This is a genomic window from Sphingomonas brevis (assembly GCF_023516505.1).
Classification (GTDB): domain Bacteria; phylum Pseudomonadota; class Alphaproteobacteria; order Sphingomonadales; family Sphingomonadaceae; genus Sphingomicrobium; species Sphingomicrobium breve.
On sequence record NZ_JAMGBB010000001.1, the window covers coordinates 816,688 to 837,964 of the forward strand.

The window sequence follows — 21,277 nt, forward strand, 5'->3', positions numbered from 1 at the left end:
TAACGAGCGCAACGCCTAGCCGAACGCGACCTTAAGTCCTGGACCGAGATTTTGGAGTGCATGTGTCGCAGCAGCTACTCCGACACCAGCCCAAAAGCCGCGCTGCCGCCAGACCACGAACAGGGTCGAGAAGATGAGGAACGGCCACCAAATGACCAGGCCCCAGCCCAGTGCCTCGAGCGAATGGGCAATGCCCCAACCTGCGGCGCTCAACAGGATAGCGCTCGCCGGAGGTAGGAAGCGCAGGAACAGGGTCAGGAACCCTGCCATGATCAGGGTTTCGAGCACCGGCGCGAAAACGACCAGCAGGAATAACGCGAGCGGTCCTTTGATCGGGAAGGCTGGAGTCGGCAGGTTTGGCGCAATAGCTTTCGAGGCGACTGCCAGCGCCAGGCTGCCGGCAATCGTCATGGCCGCGCCGATCAGGATGGCGAGCCATGCCCGCCGCGGCTCGCGCAGCGGTGCCGGAAGGAATTTCAGGAAGCTGTCGTCAAGCAGCCGGGCGGGCTGCGGGACCGTCGCCACGGATTAGGCCGCGTCGCCCGAGGAAGCGGTCTTTTCCTTCTTGGCATAGACCCGCACGGGATCCTTGGTGCCGGCGACGACATCCTTGTCGACATGCACCTCGTCGACGCCTTCCATCGACGGCAGGTCGAACATCGTATCGAGCAGGATGCCTTCGAGGATCGAGCGAAGGCCGCGGGCGCCGGTCTTGCGCTCGATCGCCTTCTTGGCGACCGCGTGCAGCGCCTCGTCGGAGAAGCCGAGTTCGACATCCTCCATGTCGAACAGCTTCTGATACTGCTTCACCAGCGCGTTCTTCGGTTCGACCAGGATCTTGACCAGCGCTTCCTCGTCGAGGTCCTCAAGCGTGGCGATCACCGGCAGGCGGCCGATGAACTCGGGGATGAGGCCGAACTTGAGCAAATCCTCGGGCTCGGTCGCCTTCAGCAGCTCGCCCTGGCGGCGATCTTCCGGCGCGGCGACATGGGCGCCGAAGCCGATCGACTTGCCCTGGAGCCGGTCGCCAATGATCTTGTCGAGCCCGGCAAAGGCACCGCCGCAAATGAACAATATGTTGGTCGTGTCGACCTGCAGGAATTCCTGCTGCGGATGCTTGCGCCCGCCCTGCGGCGGGACGGAGGCCGTAGTGCCTTCCATCAGCTTCAGCAGCGCCTGCTGGACGCCCTCGCCCGACACGTCCCTAGTGATCGACGGGTTATCGGACTTGCGCGAAATCTTGTCGATTTCGTCGATGTATACGATGCCGCGCTGCGCCTTCTCGACATTATAGTCGGAAGCCTGGAGCAGCTTCAGGATGATATTCTCGACATCCTCGCCGACATAGCCGGCCTCGGTCAGCGTGGTCGCATCGGCCATCGTGAACGGCACGTCCAGGATTCGCGCCAATGTCTGGGCCAGCAGCGTCTTGCCGCAGCCGGTCGGGCCGATCAGGAGGATATTTGACTTGGCCAGCTCAACATCGGTCCCGGTCTTGGAGCCGTGGGCCAGCCGCTTGTAATGATTATGGACCGCGACCGACAGGACGCGCTTGGCGCGCTGCTGCCCGATCACATAGTCGTCGAGCACCTTGTAGATTTCTGAAGGGGTTGGAACGCCATCGCGAGTCTTGACCAAGGCGGACTTGGTCTCTTCGCGGATGATGTCGTTGCACAGTTCGACGCATTCGTCGCAGATGAAGACGGTTGGGCCCGCGATCAGCTTGCGGACCTCATGCTGCGACTTACCGCAGAAGCTGCAGTAAAGCGTGCTCTTGCTGTCGCCGCCGCCGGAAAGCTTGGTCATTCAGGTCCCTTGTCTTCATTACAAGCCGCGCAAAGCGGCCACCGGTCATGCTAAACCGGATTATCGCATAATCAAAATGGCAGATGGGTTAACGTCCGTTCCCGGTCCAAGTGCCTGTCCCAAATATGGAACGTCTACCCCAACCGGGCAAGGGCGTACCGGACTCTGCTGGACAATGGCGCCCTTATGCTGGCGTGATATCCGCCGCCCCGCTGCTGTCGCCTTCACCAATATCGGGCCGGCGGTCGAACACCTCGTCGATCAGACCGAATTCCTTGGCCTCGTCGGCCTCGAGGAACTTGTCGCGGTCCATTGCGGCTTCGATCGCTTCGATCGATTGCCCGGTATATTTGGCATAGAGCGTGTTGAGCCGGGTCCGCATGCGCAGGATTTCGCGGGCCTGGATCTCGATATCGGAAGCCATGCCCTGGGCGCCGCCAGACGGCTGATGGACCATGATCCGGCTGTTGGTCAGGGCAACCCGCATTCCGGGCTCACCGGCGGCCAGAAGGAAACTTCCCATCGATGCCGCCTGGCCAATGCACACCGTGCCGATCTTGGGCCGGATATATTGCATGGTATCGTGGATCGCGAGGCCAGCGGTCACCACGCCGCCCGGCGAATTGATGTACATGAAGACGTCCTTCTTCGGGTTCTCGGACTCGAGGAAGAGCAGCTGGGCGGTGATCAGCGAGGCCATATGGTCCTCGATCGGCCCGGTGATGAAGACGATCCGCTCCCTCAGCAGCCTGGAATAAATGTCGAAGCTGCGCTCTCCCCTGTTCGATTGCTCGATGACGATGGGGACGAGGCCGGAAACAATATCTTGATGGTCCATGGGAAATGCGGGTCCTTGATTTGCTTGGCACCTACATCGGCAGGTTCGCGCCAATGTTCAAGCCGGACCTTTCTCCAAACAAGCGAAAGGGCGACCGACGCATGGCCGGCCGCCCTCCCCCGTTTGGCGGTCCTGTAGAGCCGCCTTACATCTTCACGGTCGCCCGGGCGTAGAGGTAACGCCCCGGAACGTCGTAAGTCGTCGGGTCGAACCCGTTCACGTCGCAGCCGAAGCAAGCCGGGGCCTTGACGTCGAACAGGTTGTTGACGCCGAGTGCGAAGCCGAAATTGTCGGCGAAGTCCGGCGACTGCCAGCGCAGCTGGAGATCAGTGTAGAACATCGACTTGATCTTGTTGTCGGCGTTGGTCTCACGGACGCTCTTGATGTAGCGGCCGGTAAGCGAGGCTCCGAAGTTCTTCATGTCCCAATCGAGGACGCCGATCGACTTCCACTTCGGGAATGCCTGCGACGGGCTTCCAACTTCGGTACCTTCGCGACTTACCACCTGATCCCCATCCGCCGTCGGAACGATGACGTCATAGTTGGTCAGGAAGGTGTTGTTCCAGGTGAAGCCGAAGCGTCCGAAACCGGTCTCATCCGTTCGGTAAACCAGGTTTGCGTCAAAGCCCTTGGTCTCAATGCCCGAGAGGTTCTCCAACACGCTGTCGATCCCGGTGATATCGCCGCTAGCCCCGGATCGCGTGATGCGGTCGCAAGCGGAGGCATCATTGTTGTAGACGCAGTTGGTTACCGTCAATTGCGCCGGGAATGCCTGAATCGCGTCCTGGATCTTGATGTTGTACCAGTTTACCTCAAGCGACAGACGCGGAATGTACGACGGACTGTAAACCCCGCCAATCACCCAGCTCTTCGAAGTTTCCGGCTTCAGATCCTCATTGCCGCCGGTGATGACCGACAGCTGATCGTCAGGACGGGTCGTTGCACCAATACCGCCCTGCAACGTGCAGTTGGCAATGACGTCGAGATCACCATTCGCAACGCTCCGATCCAGTGCGCTGTTCGTCGAACAAGGATCGTCGAACGCCGAATCAAATCGGGAGAAGGTACCGAATAGCTCGCCGATTGACGGTGCCCGGAAGCCTTCGGCCCAGTTCACACGTAGCCGGAGATCCGGGATCGGCTTCCAGTTTGCACCGGCCTTGAACGTCGTGGTCGACCCCGACGTCGAATAGTCGGAGTAACGCACCGCGCCAGTCAGCTCCAGCAGTTCGGCGCCCGGCCGGTCGGCCAGCAGCGGCGCGTTGATTTCGGCGTAAGCTTCCTTGACGTTGTACTTGCCCTTGGTCGGCTGAGCCGGAATGTCGGAACTGAAGCCGGCCGCTACGACCGGATCGGGGTCGAACCGCCCCTTCTGCTCACGATATTCGAGGCCGGCCGCAACACCGAGCGGTCCTCCCGGCAATTCGAACAGCGCGCCCGAGATGTTGGCGGTGAAATCGAGCGATTTCTGCTCACTAGAGTCACGTTGGACGAAGCTGACAAAGTCAAGCATATCCTGCGTGATCGTTCCCGGACCGCCGAACAGGTTGAACGGCACACAGCCTTCCACCAGAGCGCAGTCGGCGGGATCCCCAAGGGCAATCCTCAGATTATTGGCGTTGATGTTGCCATGCATGACCTGCTTGGCCTTGTTGCGGCCGTAGCTTGCGTTGACGTCCCAATACCATTCGTGACCGGCGGCATTGAAATTACCGTCCAGGGTGGCGACCCCGTAGACCGTCTTGACCGTCTGGTCATACCTGCGCGGCCCAAGCTCGATCACGCGGCGGCGGAACATGACGTAGTTGGTATCGTCCAGGTCGACCAGGAATGGATTGTAGGGGTTGTCTGCGTCGATCTCGATCGTGTCGAGCAAGTTGTGGTTGCCGGCGGCCTGTCCGACCAGCAACGGGAGCGGCGCTGCCTGGTTTTTCGACTGGCGCTTGTTCCAGAGTGCTTTGGCGGAGAAATTGATGTTCTCGCCCAGCTCCTGGCGCACGTTGGCGAACAGTCCGTAGCGCTTCAGCGGCGTCTGGATGAAATTGTAGGGCGCGAAGTTGAAGCTGTCGGTATTGAAATCAAACTGCTTGTAGTCGCTGGCAGGGTCGAACGGATTTGCCGGATTATAGACCGGGCGCCCTAAGACTACGTCGCGGAGTGCAAGGATTGGCTGATTCTCGTTGACGTCCTCAGTCAGCGGATCGTCCGCCGGGGCCAGGACACCGAACGGTCGGAACTGTCCGAACAAGGCAGTCCCCGAGCAGCCGCCTTCAGCGCAACTGGTGGCATAAGGACTCGGAAATGCCGAGATGTCCCGGTCGCGGGATTTCACTCCACCTTGCTTCACGAAGTTGCCGCCGACGACGAACTGCGTCGGGCCATCGCCGCCATTTCCCCAGCTGATCTGGTAATTTTGGGTGAAGCCGTCGCCTTGGTCATAGCCGCCGAGCTGGGCGACGGCCTGAAGGCCCTTCTGCTTCTTCTTGGTGATGATGTTGACCACGCCGGCGATCGCGTCCGACCCATAGATCGACGAGGCGCCGTCCTGAAGCACTTCGATCCGCTCGATCATGCTGTCGGGAATGGAGTTGAGGTCGGTCGAGCCAGGGACGCCCGATGCCGATGCGCCGTTTACGTAACGCAGGCCGTCGACCAGCACGAGGACACGGCGCGACCCGAGATAGCGAAGGTCGACTTCCGCGGAACCGGCGCCGACGCCGCCGCCGTCGGGCGGGTTGCCGAGGTTGCCCGAGTTGTTGAACTTGCTGTTGAGGCCGCCGCCGGAGCTGGGCAGGCGCTGCAGCACGTCATTGACCGAGTTTAGGCCGGTTTTGGCAATGTCAGCCTGGTCGACGAAGACAATCGGTGCATCCTGGCTCAAGGGGTCACGGCGAATGCGCGATCCGGTGACGACGATCTCGCCGCCGCTGGTTGGCTCGGCTGCACTGGCCGGAGCTTCAGCTGCGTCGGGTGGAGGGACGTTACTTTGAGCGGCAGCGGCGCTGCCAATCACCAAAGCGAGCAATCCAGCCCCTGCCCGAAGCGCTACCTGAGAACGGCCCATCAATTATCTCCCTGTTTAACGAAAACCGGTTAAGGTTTTTCGCCGCAACGGGAGAGTAACAAACAAGTCAGTATGCCGAACAGATACCCAGAATATTAGGGAGAAACTGTTACCTTTCGGCCACAACAGGCGCCGGATGGGCCAGGTAAGCGAGGCGGCGCATCTCCCGCCGGCCCCGTGTCACGGTATCGAGGATCAGGCCGGCGAAGAAGCTCAATACGGCAATGATAACCATGCCGGTCGCCAGGATCGCGGTCGGGAAGCGAGGCACGAGGCCGGTGTCGAGGTAGGTCAGGACAAGCGGAATCGCGAGGATGACCGCGGCGATCACCAGCAACGCACCAAGCCCGCCGTAAAACAGTACCGGCCGCTCAATCCGGTATAGCGTGCCGATGGTCCTCAAGATCCGCCAGCCATCTCTGTAGGTGGAAAGCTTCGATGACGAGCCTTCCGGTCGAGCGCCATAAGCCGTCGCCAGTTCGCCAATCGGCATGCGCAGTTCAAGCGCGTGGACGCTCATCTCCGTCTCAATCTCAAAACCGGCCGAGAGCACCGGGAAACTTTTGACAAAGCGCCTCGAGAAGACGCGGTAGCCCGAAAAAATGTCGGTGAAGCTGCGTCCGAACAGTCTGGCCAGCAGGCCAGTGAACAGCTTGTTGCCGATGACATGACCGCCGCGATAGGCTTCCGCCGCCTCGTGCTGGCGAATGCCGACAACCATGTCGAACTGCTCTTCGATCAACATCCGGACCATTTCGGGGGCCGCCTTGGGGTCGTAGGTCAGGTCGCCGTCGGCCATCACATAGATATCGGCATCGACATCGGCGAACATCCGGCGGACCACGTGCCCCTTGCCCTGCTGACGTTCGGTGCAGACAGTCGCGCCGGATTGGCGGGCAATCTCCGCGGTCCGGTCCCGGCTGTTATTGTCGTAAACGTAAATCTTTGCCGCAGGCAGGGCAGCGCGAAAGCCGGCGATCGTCTCGGCAATCGCTGCTTCCTCATTGTAGCAGGGCAGGATGACGGCAATCCGCAAACTGTCCAAGACGCCCCCCCCCTTTTCGTCATCCCCGCGAAAGCGGGGACCTAGCCTGGCGAAAGATTCTTACTGGGTTCCCGCTTCCGCGGGAATGACGATTATTTCTTCTTCGGCGCCGGCTTTTTAGCGGCGGCCGGCTTGGCTGCGGCAGCCTTGGCTTCTGCCTTCTTCGGCTCTGTCTTCTTGGCGGCTGGCTTGGCTTCGGCCTTCTTCGGCTCTGCCTTCTTGGCAGCCGGCTTTTCGGTTTTGGCCGGAGCTGCCTCCTTTTTGGCGGCAGGCTTTTTGGCGGCAGGCTTTTTGGCGGCCGCCTTTTTCGCGGGCTTCGCCGCACCGTGGTCATGACCGCAGCCTGGGCCATGGACGTGGCCCTCCTCGCTCTCAAGATCATGCTCGAGGATATCGCGAGCAACGGTCAGGTCGCTGATATCCGCCTTGGAGAAGAGGAAATCCACGACCTTGTCCTCGTACAGCGGAGCGCGCAGCTGGGCGGCAGCCATCGCGTTCTGCTGGATGTAGCGGACGAAGGCGTCGCGATCCTTCGGCTGATACTGGGCCGCGGCTTGCCCGATCAGCCGGTTCATTTCCTGTTGGCTGACCTCAATGCCGTTGGCGGCGCCGATTTCGCTCAGCAGAAGGCCAAGGCGGACGCGGCGAACAGCGATCTTTCGATATTCCTCTGCGTCGCTTTCGACTTCCTTGAGCGCGGCATCGGGTTCGGCTTCGTGGCTCGCCTCATGGCGCAGCTGGGCCATGATGTTCTCAAATTCTGCTTCTACCATCGATGGGGGCACGTCGAAATCATGGGTCGCGGCCAGCTGGTCGAGCAGCCGGCGCTTCATATGCGTACGCGTCAGACCATTCAGCTCCTGCCGCTGCTGGTCGCGCAGCAGGCCCTTCAGCTGATCAAGGTCATTGAGGCCAAGCTGCTTCGCGAAGTCGTCGTCGAGCTTGGTCTCGCCGGCGGTCTTCACCGCAGTCACCTTGACGTCGAATGTTGCCGCCTGCCCCTTGAGATTCTCGGCCTGATAGTCGGCCGGAAAGGTCACGTTGAGCTGCTTCTCGTCACCAACCTTGAGGCCCACCATCTGATCCTCGAAGCCGGGGATAAGCTGGCCGGAACCAAGAACAACGGCCATGCCTTCGCCGGTACCACCTTCAAAAGCGGTACCATCGACCTTACCGACGAAATCGATCACCACCTGGTCGCCGTTGGCGGCCTTGTGGCCCTTCTTGGCGTCGTCGAAGCGGGTTTGCGACTTCGCAAGCTGGTCGAGCTGGTCGTCAACAGCCTTCTCGTCGACCTCGACGTTGAAGCGTTCGAGCTTGAGGTCGTCGATCTTCGGCGCCGGTACGTCAGGCAGTGTTTCGAGCCGGACGCTGACTTCGGCATCCTTGCCGGTCTCGTACCCCTGGTCGAGCTCGACCTCCGGCTGCGTCGCCGGGCGAAGCTTCTTGTCGCTGAGAAGCTTCTGGACGCTGTCCTGGACCGCGGTGTTGAGCGCATCACGCATCAGCGCTTCGCCGTGCATCTTGCGGATCAGGTTCGGCGGAACCTTTCCGGGGCGGAAGCCGGGCATGCGCACGGTGGGCGCGATGCGCTTGATCTCGCCATCGACGCGGGCGTCGATATCCTTGGCGGGAATGGTCAGCTTATAGGCCCGCGTCAGGCCTTTATTTTCCGTCTCGACGGTTTTCATGGTCACGGCCGTATTCCTGTTCATCAATCTCTGTCTGCGCGGCGATCCCGCTGCTCGCCCATCCCCGGATGGACTGCGCAACGATTCCGCTACTCGCCCATCCCCCGGACGGGCTGCGTGGCGGAATGGTGCGGGCGAAGGGACTCGAACCCCCACATCTTGCGATACTGGAACCTAAATCCAGCGCGTCTACCAATTCCGCCACGCCCGCGCGGACGCCTGAAAGTGCGCGGCCTATAGCAAGGATAAGCGCCGGGGCAAGAGCAACGCGGCGTGCAACTGCATCGTCCCAACCGGGTTATCTCATTCAAAGGAGTAGCATTCCATGCAGGATGTCCCCAACCCGGCCAACCCGCCGCCTGAAACTCCCGCGCCCGTACCGGCGACGCCGAGTCAGCCGGCCCAGCCGACAACGCCACCCTTGGAGGCGCCGCCACCGCCTCCCGACATCGATATTCCGGCACCGGGCGCGCAGCCATTGGGCGCAGCAAGTGGCTAGCCGGCCGCCTCGGCCGGGCGAACCGCCACCGGCTGACGAGCCGGGACATGTTCCGCCACTTCCTGGCGAACCCGAGCCCCCACCCGCGCCCGATCCCGTTGCCGGCTAAACGCGCCGCGCCGAATTGACGATCGCTTCAAAGTCAGGGAGCGAGGCGTTGTAATAATGCGATCGCGCTGCATCTAGGAGGATCAGGTACAGCTTGCCGTCGATCACCGCACCGACGGCGCGGCCCTTGCGCCGAACCTCATCGCTGTCGAGATGTTCATAATCAAACTGAAAGCCGCTGGCGCCGAGGAAAGGCCTGGGCGCGAGAGCGGTGGTTGTGAAGTCGACCGCTCCGCCGCGCACACGAAAAAGGCTTTCGATGATCGCCGCAATTTCCGGCGGGGTCATATTGGCTCGGAACTTGGGGACCTGCCGGTCATCCCGGCTACGCTGATAAACCAGCGCTTTCCCGTCCTTCAGGCCAGTAACGAAGCTGATCCCGTCGAGGTATGGGCCGTTCTGCGTCCAGTCCTCGACGGTTCTGATATCGGTAAAGAGACTGCCCGAAATCTTGTTCCATTCACGCGGCGGCGTCACGGCAAGACTATTGTCGCCAACGCGCACTTCCGTGACGCGGACCAGCGAATAGCCGCCCGAACCGAACCCTCCGCCTCCGACCGAGCTGCATGCCGCCAGAGCCAGAGCGCAGGTGGCCAGGAAAAGCCCAATGCAACGAGACATGCCTATTCTCCTCAACCGGTCATCATCTGGCGAACCAGCGCCGCATCGGGCGCTCCTGGGGCCAGCTGCAGGTATCGAGCAAAGGCGGCATTGGCCTCTGCCCTGTGGCCGCTCTTGAGCAGCATGATGCCATGCCAACGCCAGGCGTCGGGTGGCGCATCAGGATAAAGGACTGCGGACGCGTAGCCTTGGGCCGCCCGCGCCTCATCGCCCATCTTTTGGCTGTTACGCAGCCGCCAAATCTCCCCTTCGTAAAAGCGGAGCAGGCCGGTCCAGCCATCCTTGGCCAATGTGTTGACGACATATTGGCTTGCGCCCGGGTCGTTGAGCTTAATCTGGTCGTCCAGCAGTGTTGGCCGGATATTGGCCAGGGCCTGCAGGTAACGTTGACGATAGCCGTCGTAGCTTCGTCCCGGCTGGGTCATTTCGGCCGCCGAAATCTTGAGGTCGGCCATCCGCGATTCCGGTGAGGGGTGCGTCGAAAAGAGCGAAAAATCCCGACTGCGCTTCTTGCGGCGATATTTCGCGGAGAGATCGAGCTCGCCGATCAGCTGGTCCCAGGTCTCGCTCATCGCCATTGGGTCGTAGCCTGCCTCGGCCAGCAGCCGGACGCCCATGGCGTCGGCTTCGGCTTCCATGGTGCGGCTATATTTCAGCAGCGACAGGATGGTGCCGAGTTGGGCCAGCTGCACCAGGTCGCCGGCGTATATGCCCGCGGCGCCGCCGGCGACGCCGGCGCCCATCGCCAGGAACGAAAAAATGTCGGTCTTGCGACGAATGTCACGCCATTGTCGCAGTTGGTGCTTGCGCAGGAAGTGGGCGCTTTCGTGCGCGACTACCCCCGCCAGCTGCGCCTCGTTGCGCATCCGCAAGAGCAAGCCTGAAAATACCACGGCGAATCCCGTCGGAAACATCATGGCGTTGAATTCCGGGATTCGAGCCAGGTAGATCCGCATATCCTTGGCGGCCGGTCCGCCGACGTGGCCGATGAGATCACCCAGATAAGCCGTTAGTGCCGGGTCCTTGATCAGCAGGTTGGAGCCGGAGACCTCCTCCTCGACCCGCTCCATCAGCTGCCACATGCCTTTTTCATCTTCGTCGATGGCGCGGTATCCGGGGCCGATTAGCGGCACCATGTCCTTGGGCAGGATTCGCGCGTCGGCCATACCGATCGAGGAGGCAGCAGCCAGCGAACCGCCAGCGGCGAGGACAGCCCGGCGCGACCAGCTCATGGCTGCCTTTCCCGATGCTGCACGTTGCGGCCAGGCTTCATTCGGTCGAGCAATCGGTCGACCATTTGCGCCGCGCCCTCGTCCGTGCGGATGTCGCCCATCTTGATACCGGCAATCTGGCTGCCTGCCTGAACGACGTTGAACCACACGACTTCGCCGGTGCGAAGGTCGACCAGGCTGGCGTAGGCGAACTGGCCAGCGCCGCCGATCGTGGGAGCGCAAAATCCAACAGCGCATCCGGCGATGCCCAGCACCTGCAGCGCGACACGACCGGTCGAAGCGAAGCTATCCTCAGCGTGAAGGAACAGCGCATAGTCATAACCGGTATGCCGTCCGAGCGCGATGGCGTCCTCACCCAACGTCCAGTCGAGGCCCTTGCCCCGCTTGGTCGGCAGATAGGCCCCGCCATATTTGTGGAGCGCGATCGAGCTGCCGACCGCATAGTGCAGGCGCTCAAGCTCGGCGATGGTTTCCGGATCAACCCCGGGGAGCGAATTGCGCTTCTCCATGATCAGCACATTGCCGCCGCGGGCAGCCTGCTGCGCCTTCAAGGCGGCCAGCAGCTTGGTCCTGGCGCCCTCGGTCCAGTCGGCCCGAGGCTCAACCAGACCGCCTGTCGTGACCGAGCCGACACTGACGTCGGGCCGCATTACGAGAAGCTTGTAGTCGCCGTGCGGTGGAGCAAATTCAACATCGGCATATTGGCGGGTTGAAACGCAGCCCGCCAGCGCAACCGACCCCAACAGCGCCAAGGCTACACGGCGCATGACCCTCTCCCCGATCACAGTTCAGCAGACTCAACGCTGCCGAGTCAGTTAGAAAAAGGCAAGTGATTTAAAATGGTTAGCGGAGCGTGCACCGATCGCCCGCAACGGCCACGAGGCAATGCCCGTCGATCGAGCCGGCCGGAATTGCAAGGCCGATGGTCGCCGCCAGGGTGGGAAGGATGTCGGTGGTCTCGACCGGCGATTCGAGTGCAAGGCTGGGCATTCCCTGGCGCCAAAACAGGATCGGCACGCGCCGGTCATAATCCCACGGGCTGCCGTGGGTGGCGACATAGCCAGGTGTTCGGGTCGCGGCATTCACATCGCGCTTCAGCAGCACGACGAAGTCTCCCGAGCGTTCGGCGTCGAAGCTGGCACGAGCGCGCTGAATCAGGCTCCAGCCGGTCGGCGATTCGGTTGGAACCGGGGTCGCGGCGAGCTGCTCATGCGTGAATACGGCCTCGACCTGGGGATGTGCACGGAACATTGCCACAGCCGCCGACATGGCCCTTGCCCGGTCCCCCGGCGAAAGCGCCCGGTCAACGTACATGTCACCGAACGAACCCTCACCGTAGAGCACGGGTCCCTTGAGCCCAAGTTGCGTGCCGACGGCCGCCCCGACATCCTTGGCAGTAAGCTTCGGATCGACCCGGGCAGCATCAGCAACTCCTTGCTGCCGCCGCCGCTCGGGAATGTCCTGGCCGCCATGGTCGGCCGTCAGCATCACCGAATAGTCGATGCCCCTCCTGTCCAGCAGCCGAAGAAAATCTCCAAGGTCGCGGTCGATCGAAAGAAGCTGCAGGCACATTTCGGCGCCTTCGGTGCCATAGCCGTGGCCGATGATATCGGTCCCTGAAAGGCCAATCGAGATGATATCGGTAGCCGTTCCATGGCCCAGTTGCATCTCGTCGATCAGCGCGGCGGCCAAAGCGAGCGTTGCTCCGTCAAACTCGGGGCTTGCGCGGAAGCTGCGGACGTCGCCGGCCTTACGGGCGAAGCTGTTTGCGCCGACTGGAGACCCATAGCCTTCGATCGGAATATCCTTGGCCTTGCCCTGGCAAAATTCGGGCAATTCCAACGGCGGTCGGTCCTGCGCTATCGCATTGGCGATTGCGAGCTTGCCCGCCGTGACCGAGCGCGGAGTGGCCACCCCCTTCAGATCGGTCGAAAAGGTCTTGCCGTCCCAATACCAGCGTTGGTCGACCGCCCGTCCACCCATCATGACGGCTGAGCGATCCTTGCCGGCAACCGCGACATTACGGCTAGTCGGCGAAACGGCCTTCAATCGGTCACCCATCGTCGGGACGCGAAGGTGATAGGGAGAGACCGTATAGGCGATCGAGGAGCTACCGGGGACGCGCTCGTCCTCAACGCAGTAGACGCTCTTGTCGCTGCGCGCCTGGCTGAGGTCGTACCAGCCATTAGCGATGATTCCGGTGCGCGATGGATGGCTGCCGGTCAGGATGGTCGAATGACCGGGGCAGGTCTCGGTTGCATTATGGCTCTGATAGCCGTTGCGGAATGCCACGCCCGAGGACAGTCGCTTCAAGCCGGCGGTGAAATGCGGTCGATATTCGTCGTAAAGATCAGCTGAAAATTGGTCGACGGAGATGGCGACGATCAGCTTTGGTGCACCAGTCTGTGGCTGCTGGGCGATGGTCTGAGCGCAGGCCGTGGACGCAACCGCTGTGGCCACAACTGCCGCGAAAATCTTTGAACGCATCGTACCTCCCGACATTTCGAGCGTAGCGAAGCAATCCATGCCATGCCATCGCCACTGGATCGCTTCGTCGCTTTGCTTCTCGCGATGACGAAATGGTGACGAATTAGCCGAGCTTCGCCCGCAGCCGCTCGTTGACCACCTGCGGATTGGCCTTGCCAGCCATCGCCTTCATCGTCTGGCCGACGAAGAAACCGAACAAAGCCTCCTTGCCAGCCTTATACTGTTCGACCTTGTCGGCATTGGCGGCCAGGATCTTGTCGATCTCCGCGTCGATCGCGCCGGTGTCGCTGGTCTGCTTTAGCCCCCGCTCCTCGACAATCTTCGACGGCGCCTCGCCGGTTTCGAGCATGATCTCGAACACCTGCTTGCCGAGCGTGCCGCTGAGCGTACCGTCGGCGACCAGCTTCAACAGTTCGGCGGCCTCCCCTGGCGAGATGCCGGTGGTCGAGATGGTCTCGCCGCGGCGGTTCAATGCACCAAATAGCTCGGCGACGGTCCAGTTGGCGCCCTGCTTGGGCTCTGCTCCTGCAGTCAGCAGGTCATCGAACCAGCGTGCCGTCTCGACCTCCGCGGTCAGCACCGAGGCGTTATAGGCGCTGATCCCCAGCCCCTCGAACCGCTTGCGCTTGGCGTCGGGCAGTTCGGGCAGCGAGGCGCGGCATTCCTCAAGGAAAGCATCGTCGAGCTCGAGCGGCAGCAGGTCAGGATCCGGGAAGTAGCGGTAGTCGTGCGCGTCTTCCTTCGAGCGGAGCGAGCGGGTGACGTTCTTGTCGGGATCGTAAAGCCGCGTTTCCTGCGCGACCGTGCCGCCGCCCTCGATCAGCTCGACCTGGCGGCGGGCCTCATGTTCGATCACCGCCATAACGAAACGAACCGAGTTGACGTTCTTGGTTTCGGTCCGGGTGCCGAATTCCTCGCCGGGCTTGCGCACGCTGACATTGACGTCGGCGCGCATCGAACCCTCTTCCATATTGCCGTCGCACGAGCCGACATAGCGGAGAATTGCCCTGAGCTTCCGAAGATAGGCCCCTGCTTCGGCGGGAGAATTCATGTCCGGTCGCGACACGATCTCCATCAGCGCGACGCCCGAGCGGTTGAGGTCGACATAGCTCATGGTCGGATGCTGATCGTGCATCAGCTTGCCCGCATCCTGTTCAACATGGATGCGCTCGATGCCGACCTGCTTGACGCTGTTCTCGTCCTTCTCGTCCAGCAGGATTTCGACTTCGCCCGGCCCGACCAGTGGATGGTAGAGCTGCGAAATCTGGTAGCCCTGCGGCAGGTCGGCGTAGAAATAGTTCTTGCGGTCGAAGCGGCTCCAACGGTTGATCACCGCGTCCAGCGCCATTCCGGTACGCACCGCCTGGCGGATGCACTCCCGGTTGGGGACCGGCAGCATGCCGGGCATGGCTGCGTCGACCAGCGACACCTGGCTGTTTGGCTCGGCCCCGAACGCCGTCGCTGCGCCGGAGAAAAGCTTGGCGTTGGACGTGACCTGGGCATGGACCTCAAGGCCGACCACGACCTCCCAATCGCCGGTTTCGCCCTTGATGCGATATGGTGCGTTCAAATCTGCCATTACAAAATCCGTTCGTGTCGAGCGCAGTCGAGACACGCCCTGCCAACGTCCCTCGACTTCGCTCGGGACGAACGGTGAAGGTTGCGCTTCACCACCATTTCTTCGGCCTCGCCGTGAACCCTGCCCGTTCCTCGATGGCGAGGCCGGCGTTGAGCACACCCTGTTCGTCCATCTCGCGGCCGATCAAATGAATGCCCAGCGGCAGGCCCTGGCTGTCGAGTCCGCCGGGAACCGACATGGCCGGCAAGCCGGCGAGGCTGGCCGGAACCGCGAACACGTCGTTCAGATACATGGCCAGCGGATCGCTCATCTTCTCCTGAAGCCCGAACGCCGCCGAGGGCGCGGTCGGGGTCAGGATGAAGTCGCAATCCCTAAACGCTTCGGTAAAGTCGCGCTTGATCAAGGTGCGAACCTTTTGCGCCTTGGTGAAATAGGCATCGTAGAAGCCTGCGGACAGCACATAGGTGCCGATCATGATCCGCCGCTTTACTTCCGCGCCAAAACCATCAGCACGCGTCGCGGCATACATGTCGTCGAGGCTCTTCACCCCCATCTCACGCAGGCCGTAGCGAACGCCGTCGTAGCGGGCGAGATTGGACGAAGCCTCGGCCGGAGCGATGATGTAGTAGGTCGGAAGCGCATATTTGGTGTGCGGCAGGCTGATCTGCACAACCTCGGCGCCAGCGTCCTTGAGCCACTCAATCCCCTGGTCCCAGATGGCATTGATCTCTTCGGGAACGCCGTCGATGCGATATTCCTTCGGGATGCCGACCTTCTTGCCGCGCAGGTCGGCCGAAAGGCCGGCCTCCCACTGCGGCACCGGCAGGTTGAGAGACGTTGCGTCCTTGGCATCGAAGCCGGCCATCGCCTCAAGCATGATCGCACAATCGCGCACGGTGCGAGCCATCGGCCCCGCCTGGTCGAGCGAGCTGGCGAAGGCGACGATTCCCCAGCGAGAGCAGCGGCCATAGGTCGGCTTGATCCCCGAAATGCCGGTGAATGCAGCAGGCTGACGAATCGATCCGCCGGTGTCGGTGCCGGTGACGCCTGGCGCGATTCCCGCGGCAACCGCCGCCGCCGAACCGCCCGACGAGCCGCCCGGCGTCAGCGCTGCGTTGCCGCCGTCGTTGCGCTTCCACGGCGAAATGACCGGGCCATAGGCGCTGGTTTCGTTGGACGAGCCCATTGCAAATTCGTCCATGTTGAGCTTGCCCAACATGCCGGCGCCGGCCGCCTTGAGGTTGCCCGAGACGGTGCTTTCGTAGGTCGGCTTGAAATGCTGGAGGATCTTCGAGCCCGCGGTGCTGTCAACGCCCTTGGTCGCGAACAAATCCTTGATGCCGAGTGGAATGCCGGAAAGCGGTTTCAGCTCGCCGGATGCACGGGCGGCGTCTGCTGCGTCTGCGGCCGCCAGTGCCAGCTCAGGCGTTTCGACTGTGAAAGCGTTGAGACTGCGCGCAGCGGCAACCGCGGCGTTGAACGCCTCGGCGATCTCGCGCGCCGAAAAATCGCCGGCTCGAAAGCCTTCGCGCAGCTCGGTGATCGTCTTGAGGGTGAGCTCGCTCATCACTCGATCACCTTCGGCACGGCGAAGAAGCCGTGCTGGGCATCCGGCGCGTTCTTGAGCACGTCATCGCGGCAATCGCCGTCGTTGACCACGTCGTCGCGGAGCCGGAGCTGGTTGTCGATTACCGCGGTGAGCGGTTCGACGCCGTTGGTATCGACCTCTCCCAGCTGTTCGACCCAGCCGAGGATATTGTTGAATTCGGGCACCATCGCTTCGACCTCGGCATCGCTCATGGCGATGCGGGCGAGCTTGGCGACGTGCCGCACCTGATCTGCATTTACGGACATGGGGGCGCGGCTAGCAGGGGCTTAGCGGCGCTTCAACGCCTATTCGAAGATATCACCTGTAGGCTTGCCGCCGACGACCAGCCGACGCTGGCTAACCGGCGCGACCTTCACATCTCCCCGTTCGAGCGCGTCGGATTCGCGCTGCAGGGAGGCCAATTGCTCAGCATCGCTCAGCGGTGGTTCCGGTTTGAAGCGGCGCAGATAGACATTGACCCACTTACTGCCTTCCTGTTCGAACACCGCAGGCAAGCGAGTGCAGCGCTTTTTCGGATCATTGCGTTGCGCCGGCGACAGGTTGGCGCAACCGTCCATGAAAACAATAAAACTCCGCCCGCCTTCTTGCGAAAAGACGCGGCACGCGCCTCCCGACGAACAGAACCCTTGGGTATTCCCTGGCACGCCAAGGAGTTGGGCTCTAAGCTCTTCGGGGACTGAGACACCCTTGGGTGTCACGATCAATTCCTGCGGCTCTGGTCCGGCAACGATGTTTTCTTCTGCCAAATCCCATCGACTGTCCGATTTAAGCGCGATGTCGGCTAGCCTACGCCGGTCAACGGGTCCTGATTTCGCAATCGCGTCGAGGTGTCTGCGGCCAGCCTTGCCGAAATCGAACGCCATGGCGGTCCAGTCGAACTCCTCGGCCTTGACCTTGCCGCTCGTCAGGCGGGCAAGCTGCGAGTTGGCGCTGATCGCGCCGAAATCGACGATCGGCAACGCAAGGAACAATGCCAGGCCGCACAGACCGATCGCCAGCTTGGTTTGAAGCGGGCGCAGCGCATCGTCGAAATCCAGGCGGCCCTTGAACACCGCCCACCAGGCGGCGGCGCCATAAGCAATTGCAATGCCGACCGCGATCGCGCCCCAGATGCGCTCCGGCGTCCAGCCATATTGGCCGATCCGCTGCCCCATCGAAAGACCGGCGAAGAATGCCAGCGGAAGGACGCAAACCACCAGCAGCAGCGCGGCACGGCGGAGCCAGATGTTGCCGCTGCGCTCCTCCCTGCCATCGCCGATTACCGCATTGGCCAGCAGGATCGCGCCGGCGCCGGAAAGGAGCAGCATCGGCGTCGCCGGGATATCGGACTCCCACAGGCCCTTGAGTCCCGTGAAGGGAAGCGAGACCAGGAAAGCGCCGAGTGCCACCGCCAGTACCGGCGCCAGGACGGACAGGATCACCATTGCCAGCTTCTGTAATGTTGCGACCAGCGCGTCACGCTCGCGCAGGATTCCGATCGCTCCGCCGAACGCCAAGCCGGCCAGCATCCAGTCGAACCATTCCTTCTTGAGCAACTCCTTGATCGCATCGATGCCGATCACGTCGAACAGGCCGGCGATCAGCCATGCCAGCAAGAATGTAATGCCGGTGAAGGCCAGGCTTGCCGCGCCTATTACTGCGTCGGTCCAGGCGTGGCGGTGGAGGCGCGCATAAGGGAAACGCCAGGCGCCTTCGTCGCGGATGGTCTGGAACAGCGGCGCCGCGATCAGCACCGCGAGGATGCCGGAGAAAAAGGGGAATTCGAAGATTTCCGGGATCTGATTGTACTGGGCGGTGAACCAACCGACCAGCGCGATCACCGTGCCCCACCCCAGCGCGAAAGCGATCGCCCAGGTCCATCGGCGGAGCTCAACCGTCAATAGGAAACTCACCGTGGCGATGACGGTGAAAGCGGTCGCGGCCTGCCGCCAGACGGGAAACGGATCGCCGTAACTTGCCCGGTCGGTCAGCAGATGGACGATCAGGCCGCCGACCGCGCCAACCAGTGCCATGATCCACGGCCGCGCCAGCCAGTCCTGGTCCTCGCTATCGAAACGCTCTGCCACATGCCCTCTCCCCAAAATGTCAGAGGCAGCCTAGCGGCCCCGTTTCCGTCCGCAATGAGCAAGCGGTGAGCAATTGTTGAATTGCGAATTGCCGGGCGCTCCCCTACCCGCTTCGCCCCATGTGCGCCCGCCGCTTCCTGATGCTGATTTTCATCCTGACCTTGATATTCGTCGGGGGCGCGTTCGCGCTCTACCAATGGGGCGGGAATGTGCTGCTCAAGAGCGCAACGCCGCAGGGCCATTTTGTGGCGACGGAAGCGGGAGCCGGGCCGGACTATTCCAAGGTCGAATACTGGATCGCGCGGCCGGATATCGCCGGCAATCCAGCGACCTGGGCGCCTGAACGCTATCTCAACGGTCCGACAAATTCGCCGAACCATTATATGGGCCAGACGCCCCCGCCTGTCAGGGCGGCGGCGTTCTACATTCATCCAACGACCTATCTCGAGCGAGACCGCTGGAACGCGCCTTTAGACGACAAGGCTAGCCAGGATCGGGCGACCTTGTTCGTTCGAAGTCAGGCAAGCGCATTTGCGGACGTCTCGGATGTCTGGGCGCCGAAGTACCGCCAGGCTGCCTACGGCGCCTTCCTGCTAAAGAGCGAGGATGCCGACGAGGCGCTCGGCTTGGCATATGGCGATGTCGTGGCAGCCTTCGACGAGTTCCTGCGGCGGAATCCGAGTGGCCCGATCATTCTCGCTGGTCACAGCCAGGGCTCGCTCCATCTGCTTCGGCTGCTTGCCGACCGCAGGGTGCAGATCAAGGGCCGGCTGATCGCCGCCTATGTCGCCGGTTGGCCGGTTGGAGTGGTAGCGGACCTGCCGGCAACCGGACTTTCCGCCTGCGCGCGGCCCGATGAAACCGGCTGCCTGTTGAGTTGGCAGAGCTTTGGCGAGCCAGCCAATATGTCGCTCGTCACCGACGCCTGGGTGGGAACTCGCGGTCTCAGCGGCGCCACGCGCAACCGCGAGGATATGCTCTGCGTGAATCCAGTGAGCGGCGTGAAAGACGGCAGCTCGTTACCCGCGGAAAATCCCGGAACGCTCGTGCCAACCGCCGACCTTAGCACTGCCAGCCTGGCGCTCGGACAGGTCGGCAGCCGCTGCGATCATGGATTCCTCATCATCGACGGGCCGATCCCCGCCATGGGGCCGTACGTCCTGCCCGGTAACAACTATCATGTTTATGACTATGCCCTGTTCTGGGCCGCGATCGCACGCGACGCCTTCCGTAGGTCGATAGCATGGCATTGATCACGACATCCGCTGCTGACTACTCCGCCGCCTTGCCCGGTCATGGGCGCCTGCTCGGGCTGGATGTCGGCACGAAGACGATCGGGCTAGCCACCTGCGACGCGGGCTGGAGCTATGCGACACCGGGGGAAACGATCCGGCGGACCAAATTCACCGCAGACTTGGAACAGCTCAAAGCTGTCATCGCCAAGAACGCCATCGTCGGTCTGGTGATCGGCCTGCCGCTCAACCTCGACGGCAGCGACTCTCCACGCACCCAATCGGTCCGCGCCTTCGCCCGCAACCTGGCGCCGCTCGCCCTTCCCATGCTGCTGTGGGACGAACGCTGGTCGACGGTCGCGGTCGAACGGGCGATGATCGAGGCGGACATGAGCCGGGCCAAGCGCGCCGAGAAGGTCGACGCCCATGCGGCCGCGCACATATTGCAAGGGGCGATCGACGCGCTGGTCAATCTCCCGACTACGCGCTAGGGCGCGATTTTAATGCACCTTCTGTCCATTGACGATCTGAGCGACGCCCAGATCACGGCCATCCTCGACGAGGGCGAGCGCTGGTTCGCCTATAATCGCCAGCCGCGGCGCAACGATCATCGGCTCGACGGGCTGACGATCGTCAACGCCTTCTTCGAAAATTCGACGCGAACCCTGCTGAGTTTCGAGATCGCCGCCAACCGGCTCGGCGCACAGGTCGTGACGATGCAGGTCGAGCATAGCTCGATCAAGAAGGGCGAAACGCTGGAGGATACCGCACGGACATTGAACGCGATGCGGCCCGACGCCCTGGTCATCCGGCACGGTACGAGCGGCGCGCCGGCCAGCGTCGCGGCAATCATGGATTGCCCGGTGGTCAATGCCGGCGACGGGATCGGCGAGCATCCGACGCAGGCCCTGCTCGATGCGGCAACTGTCCGCCAGCATTTCGGCAGGATCGACGGGCTCAAGATCGCGATCTGCGGCGATTTGAAGCACAGCCGCGTCGCCCGCTCCAACGCCAAGTTGCTGGAGCGGCTGGGCGCCAGGTTGCGGTTCGCCGGGCCGCCATCGTTGATGCCAAACGATCTTGGCGGAACCGGGATCGACCAGGCGGTCGACGGAGCGGACGTGGTGATAATGCTACGGGTACAGCGCGAGCGGCTGGAAGAAGAGCTGGGCGACGCACCCGGCGAATATCTGGCCCGTTTCGGGCTGACCGAAGAACGGTTTTCCAGGACCTCGCCGGATGCCGTGATCATGCATCCCGGCCCGATCAACCGCGGCGTGGAAATAGAGGGAACCCTGGCCGACCATCCGACCCGCTCGCTGATCGTGCGGCAAGTCGAAATGGGTGTAGCGGTCAGGATGGCCTGTCTCGACCTCCTGACCGCGGAACGGCTTGGCTAG

17 protein-coding genes and 1 tRNA gene are annotated in these 21,277 nt (G+C 62.3%); 3 read left to right on the forward strand and 15 right to left on the reverse strand.

The features are described 5' to 3' along the window. Positions 1 to 15 precede the first annotated feature (15 nt). From LZ518_RS04250 to LZ518_RS04325, 15 genes are all read right to left on the reverse strand, one after another. Complete coding sequence (locus tag LZ518_RS04250; RefSeq protein WP_249914780.1) at positions 16 to 525, reverse strand: hypothetical protein; 510 nt, start codon at positions 523 to 525, stop codon at positions 16 to 18. 3 nt (positions 526 to 528) lie between these two features. Then, positions 529 to 1,806 (reverse strand): ATP-dependent Clp protease ATP-binding subunit ClpX, encoded by a 1,278-nt coding sequence (gene clpX, locus LZ518_RS04255; RefSeq protein WP_249914781.1) that lies wholly within the window; start codon positions 1,804 to 1,806, stop codon positions 529 to 531. Between the two features lie 184 nt (positions 1,807 to 1,990). After that, positions 1,991 to 2,644, reverse strand: coding sequence for an ATP-dependent Clp protease proteolytic subunit (locus LZ518_RS04260; RefSeq protein WP_249914782.1), 654 nt, complete (start codon positions 2,642 to 2,644; stop codon positions 1,991 to 1,993). Positions 2,645 to 2,789: 145 nt separating this feature from the next. Next, positions 2,790 to 5,708, reverse strand: a complete 2,919-nt coding sequence (locus LZ518_RS13385) for a TonB-dependent receptor (RefSeq protein ID WP_283938154.1) — start codon at positions 5,706 to 5,708, stop codon at positions 2,790 to 2,792. Positions 5,709 to 5,817: 109 nt separating this feature from the next. Then, on the reverse strand, positions 5,818 to 6,753 hold the full coding sequence (locus LZ518_RS04275; protein ID WP_249914783.1) for a glycosyltransferase family 2 protein: 936 nt from the start codon (positions 6,751 to 6,753) through the stop codon (positions 5,818 to 5,820). A gap of 92 nt (positions 6,754 to 6,845) precedes the next feature. Then, positions 6,846 to 8,444 carry a trigger factor gene (gene tig / locus LZ518_RS04280; RefSeq protein ID WP_249916497.1) on the reverse strand — a complete coding sequence of 533 codons (1,599 nt, stop codon included), beginning with the start codon at positions 8,442 to 8,444 and terminating at the stop codon, positions 6,846 to 6,848. A 126-nt stretch (positions 8,445 to 8,570) separates the two neighbouring features. Then, positions 8,571 to 8,655, reverse strand: a tRNA-Leu gene (locus tag LZ518_RS04285). A 393-nt stretch (positions 8,656 to 9,048) separates the two neighbouring features. Next, positions 9,049 to 9,672, reverse strand: coding sequence for a hypothetical protein (locus tag LZ518_RS04290; protein ID WP_249914784.1), 624 nt, complete (start codon positions 9,670 to 9,672; stop codon positions 9,049 to 9,051). A gap of 11 nt (positions 9,673 to 9,683) precedes the next feature. Then, positions 9,684 to 10,904, reverse strand: a complete 1,221-nt coding sequence (locus tag LZ518_RS04295) for a M48 family metallopeptidase (RefSeq protein ID WP_249914785.1) — start codon at positions 10,902 to 10,904, stop codon at positions 9,684 to 9,686. Continuing rightward, entirely contained in the window at positions 10,901 to 11,671 is a 771-nt protein-coding gene (locus LZ518_RS04300) for a hypothetical protein (RefSeq protein ID WP_249914786.1), read from the reverse strand. Before LZ518_RS04300 ends, LZ518_RS04295 begins: the two co-directional genes overlap by 4 nt. Before the next feature lie 76 nt (positions 11,672 to 11,747). Next, complete coding sequence (locus LZ518_RS04305) at positions 11,748 to 13,391, reverse strand: alkaline phosphatase family protein (RefSeq protein ID WP_249914787.1); 1,644 nt, start codon at positions 13,389 to 13,391, stop codon at positions 11,748 to 11,750. Between the two features lie 103 nt (positions 13,392 to 13,494). Continuing rightward, entirely contained in the window at positions 13,495 to 14,970 is a 1,476-nt protein-coding gene (gene gatB / locus LZ518_RS04310; RefSeq protein ID WP_249914788.1) for an Asp-tRNA(Asn)/Glu-tRNA(Gln) amidotransferase subunit GatB, read from the reverse strand. Between the two features lie 88 nt (positions 14,971 to 15,058). After that, positions 15,059 to 16,537, reverse strand: a complete 1,479-nt coding sequence (gatA, locus tag LZ518_RS04315) for an Asp-tRNA(Asn)/Glu-tRNA(Gln) amidotransferase subunit GatA (protein WP_249914789.1) — start codon at positions 16,535 to 16,537, stop codon at positions 15,059 to 15,061. Further along, positions 16,537 to 16,824 (reverse strand): Asp-tRNA(Asn)/Glu-tRNA(Gln) amidotransferase subunit GatC, encoded by a 288-nt coding sequence (gene gatC / locus LZ518_RS04320; protein WP_249914790.1) that lies wholly within the window; start codon positions 16,822 to 16,824, stop codon positions 16,537 to 16,539. The genes gatA and gatC overlap by 1 nt, the downstream gene beginning before the upstream one ends. Before the next feature lie 39 nt (positions 16,825 to 16,863). After that, a complete protein-coding gene (locus LZ518_RS04325) occupies positions 16,864 to 18,645 on the reverse strand; it encodes a DUF4153 domain-containing protein (RefSeq protein ID WP_249914791.1) in 1,782 nt (593 codons plus the stop codon). A 119-nt stretch (positions 18,646 to 18,764) separates the two neighbouring features. On the opposite strand from LZ518_RS04325, the gene LZ518_RS04330 reads away from it, so the two are divergent. From LZ518_RS04330 to LZ518_RS04340, 3 genes are read left to right on the forward strand one after another with little or no spacing between them, the layout of a single operon-like run. Further along, positions 18,765 to 19,898 carry a DUF3089 domain-containing protein gene (locus LZ518_RS04330; RefSeq protein ID WP_249914792.1) on the forward strand — a complete coding sequence of 378 codons (1,134 nt, stop codon included), beginning with the start codon at positions 18,765 to 18,767 and terminating at the stop codon, positions 19,896 to 19,898. Continuing rightward, positions 19,895 to 20,368 carry a Holliday junction resolvase RuvX gene (gene ruvX / locus LZ518_RS04335; RefSeq protein ID WP_249916498.1) on the forward strand — a complete coding sequence of 158 codons (474 nt, stop codon included), beginning with the start codon at positions 19,895 to 19,897 and terminating at the stop codon, positions 20,366 to 20,368. The genes LZ518_RS04330 and ruvX overlap by 4 nt, the downstream gene beginning before the upstream one ends. Before the next feature lie 12 nt (positions 20,369 to 20,380). Further along, positions 20,381 to 21,277, forward strand: coding sequence for an aspartate carbamoyltransferase catalytic subunit (locus LZ518_RS04340; RefSeq protein ID WP_249914793.1), 897 nt, complete (start codon positions 20,381 to 20,383; stop codon positions 21,275 to 21,277).